Annotated in this window: 3 protein-coding genes; all 3 read left to right on the forward strand. The window is 58.5% G+C overall.

All coding sequences use genetic code 11. The annotated features are described in order from the left end of the window. On the forward strand, positions 1–1,137 hold a 1,137-nt coding region (locus ABX749_RS24985), incomplete at its 5' end, for a spermidine synthase (protein WP_372898387.1). Between the two features lie 300 nt (positions 1,138–1,437). Next, positions 1,438–2,946: an alpha-L-fucosidase gene (locus ABX749_RS24990; protein WP_372898389.1), complete on the forward strand. Its 1,509-nt coding sequence runs from the start codon at positions 1,438–1,440 to the stop codon at positions 2,944–2,946. Between the two features lie 9 nt (positions 2,947–2,955). After that, on the forward strand, positions 2,956–3,914 hold a 959-nt coding region (locus tag ABX749_RS24995; protein ID WP_372898391.1), incomplete at its 3' end, for a GH116 family glycosyl-hydrolase.

Genomic DNA, 3,914 nt, shown 5'->3' on the forward strand with positions numbered 1-3,914 from the left:
CGGGTCGCCCTGTGGGGGCTTCGACGTTTCAGTGAACCACATCAGATCTGGTTGACCCGCGTCGTCATTGCGATGTACGCCACGATCTTGCTCGCCCTGGCGCATCAGCAACACGTCGTCACCACCGCGCAGGCCTGGACGCTGCTGCTGGTCGGACTCGGTGGCGTCTTTGCCGAATGGGTGATCCGAAAACTTCGCTCGAACGATCGGCCGTCGCTGGGCATTTGGTACTGGGCGCCGCTTCTTTCGTTGCTGGCGATCATGGGATACGGCTATTGGGAAACCCTTGATTCGAATTCACACAGCGTTGTCCATCGGTCTCGCAACTTCTACGGCGTCTTGAATGTGGACTACGTGCCCGCTCGGGACGACGACGAATCCCCGATGCCGGCGAAGTTCAGACTGGAACACGGCCAGATCCAGCATGGTTTTCAGTACGACGATGAAGACTGGAAAAGCGAGCCGACGACGTACTATGGCAGAGCAAGCGGCTTGGGTCTTGCGATCGAAACGGTCCGCGAGCGCAAGCAGGCGGACCAGTCGATTCATGTCGGGGTCGTGGGACTGGGCACGGGCACGATCGCCGCCTATGGAAAAACGAACGACGACTTTCGCTTTTACGAAATCAATCCCGCCGTCCAAGCACTGTCCGGTCGATACTTCACGTACCTGAAGGATTCCGCCGCGCGAACGAAGGTCCGCATCGGCGATGCGAGAATCGTCATGGAACGGGAATTGCGTGAAAACCAGCCGCAACACTTTGATGTGCTGGCGATCGATGCGTTCAGCAGCGACGCCATCCCGGTCCACCTGCTGACGACCGAATGTGCCGAGATTTATCGCCAACATCTCGCCGAGGATGGCATCTTGGCGATCCACATCTCGAATCGTTTTCTCGACCTCGGCCCCGTCGTCCGCGGCTTGGCCGACAGTCTGGATTGGCAGGCGATTCGCCTGAGCAACGACAAGGACGAATCGATAGGCGTTTACGGCTCGACTTGGGTGCTGCTGACACAAGACGCAGAGGTCGCCGAACAACTGCAACGGAGCGAATCGTTCGAGGCGTGGGAGCAAGACGAAACGATCCTGCATTGGAGCGATGACTACTCCGGGCTTTGGAACCTGCTCGCGCTCTAAAGTAACTTACCTTCTCTTGGGGAATCTCAATTCCTCAATCAACACGAACACAGCAACCCGATCAACTCGGCATCGTCGAACGGAAGCCTCGCCGCTGAAACCGATCATCCAACGATGATTGGACCGAGGCGATGGTGCATCACAGCCTGTGTCGCAGATCACCCTCTGCATGTCGCAATGCAGCCTGGAATGGATGCACGACACGATGACAATGATCGCGCGGGATGTGAAGTCAATCCGTGTCACCCTTGGCCAGTCCTGCTCGGCGAACGCACCACCAGACCCTTGATGAGTTGACCGATGAAACATTTGACGTTTCTGCTCGCAATCAGCCTGTTGGCATCCATGCCGTCAGTGACGTCCGCCGAAGAGATCGAGCCGACATGGGAATCGATGGCGGCCCATTACCAAGTCCCTGAGTGGTTTGTCGACGGCAAGATCGGCGTCTGGTTTCATTGGGGAATCTCATCGGCCGCCGATGAAAACCGCCCCAACGACGGATCACACTATGGTCGCCGCATGTACTCGCCGCCGCCGGAAGGCAAGGCGGACGAAGATCTGAGCATGAACGAGACGCTGACGAAGTGGCATATCGAGCACTACGGGCCTCTTGAAGAGTTCGGCTATGAAGATTTGATCCCGTTGTTCAAGGCCGAGAAATGGGATCCCGATGCCTTGGTGAAATTCGTGAAAGACAACGGCGCCCGCTTCATCATGCCCGTGGCCTGCCATCACGATAATTTCGACATGTATGATTCGTTCCACCCCTGGAACTCGGTGGCGATGGGGCCGAAACGCGACACGTTGAAGGAATGGAAACAAGCCGCCGCCAAACACGGACTCAAATTCGGTGTCTCGACGCACCTCTACTGGTCGCCGCGTTTCTTTGCCAATGCCCGCAAGTACCAGAAGCCCGGCACGCCCGAGTGGCAACTGTTCAACATGGACTATGATCCCAGGGGTTATGCGACACAGGACAGTTGGAACGAGCACTGGTATGCGCGTTGTTGGGAGATCATCGAGAAGTATGATCCCGACATGTTCAACAACGATTCGCCCTATCCAAAAATCGAAGGCGGTAAGGGACTCGGCATCAAACTGTTTTCAGATTTCCTCAACCGCGACCTGAAGGAAAACAACGGCGAGCAAACCGTCGTGTTGTCCTTTAAAGATGCGAACGCGGACCGGGCTGCGTTCACGTACAATCTCGAACGGGGAGGTGCGGGAGAGATCAAGCCCGAACCCTGGATGTGGGCGACCGATCTTTCCGGCGGCTGGTTCTATCGAAAAACCGCCGTCAACAGGATGAGCATCCCGGTGATGGTCGCCAACGGCGTCGATGCGATCAGCAAGAACGGGGTCGTCATGCTGAACGTCGCCTTGCGTGGCGACGGGACCTTGCCTGAAAACCAAGCCGCCTACCTGACCGCCTTTGGCGATTTCCTGAAAATCAACGGCGAAGGCATTTACGGCACCCGCCCCTGGAAAACCTTTGGCGAAGGGCCGTTGAAAGTCAAAGATGGTCGGCAGGGTGAAAACCGTGCCGACTTCTGCCCGCAAGACATCCGCTTCACCACCAAAGACGACGTGCTCTACGCCTTCGTGCTCGCTCCGCCGACGGAGGACATTGTCATCAACACACTCGCGACCGGCGGGTCGCTCGACCGCGAGATCACCGGCATCGAGCTGATGGGCAGCACGGAGAAAATCACATGGAACCGCACCGCCGACGCGCTGACGATTCGGCTGCCCAAGAGTTTGCCCGGGAAAATCGTCAACGGCTTCCGCATCCATTCGCGGCAGGATTGAACAACAGCAATGAACAGCAAAATAGATTCGACCAACGTGAAAAACCCAACGCAATCCTGTTGCTCCTCTTCTTGCGGGTGCGAACCGAACGTCAGCCGGCGGCATGCCCTGAAAGTATTGGGCGGCGGTGCGACCGCTTCGACTCTGCCGGTCGCCGCGCAGGTCATGGCCGGACCTTTTGCGGCGGACGATGTCGAGGGTCATCTGATCCCCGCCGACAAGAAACTGACGCCCGAATGGGTCGCCTCGCTGACCCAACGCGGCCGGGCCGAGGTACTCTCCGGTGAACAACTCAAGTACGTCGGCATGCCGGTCGGCGGCATCGGCTGCGGGCAGCTTTATCTGGCCGGTGATGGCCGGCTCTGGCTGTGGGACATCTTCAAGTGCAACTACACTCGCGAAACCGGTCACGGCCAACGGATCGCGGCGTTTACACTCGGTGGACACTACGCCCATCCGGTCGCCGCCGGCCAAGAGTACACCAAACGCAACGGCGCCGACGTGGCCCAGGGATTCCTGATCCGTGTCAGGGCATCCGGTGAGTCAATGACCAGAACACTCGACCGAATGGGTTTCCCCGGCGTGACGTTCCGCGGGGAATATCCGATCGGCAAAGTGACTTACGCCGAGCAGGGGTTTCCTGTTGAGACCAAGCTTGAGGCGTTCAGCCCGTTCATTCCGCTGCGCACCAAAGACTCCGCACTGCCGGCGACGGTGATGGCCTACACCGTGACGAACACTTCAAAGGCCTCCGTGGAAGTCGACCTCGGCAGTTGGATGCAGAACGCGACCTGTCCCTACACGACGGATGCGGCCCTCGGCCAGCGAAGGAATCGGGTCGTTCAAGCCGAGGGCCGTGTCGCTGTGCTGAGCACGGTGGAACCGACCGCCGTCTCGCAGGGAAAACGTCGCGGTGCCGGGATCAAAGACAAACACGGATACGGATCCACCACGCTGACGTTGTTACA

Origin of the sequence: Stieleria sp., from assembly GCF_041595215.1 — a bacterium.
Lineage (GTDB): Bacteria > Planctomycetota > Planctomycetia > Pirellulales > Pirellulaceae > Stieleria > Stieleria magnilauensis.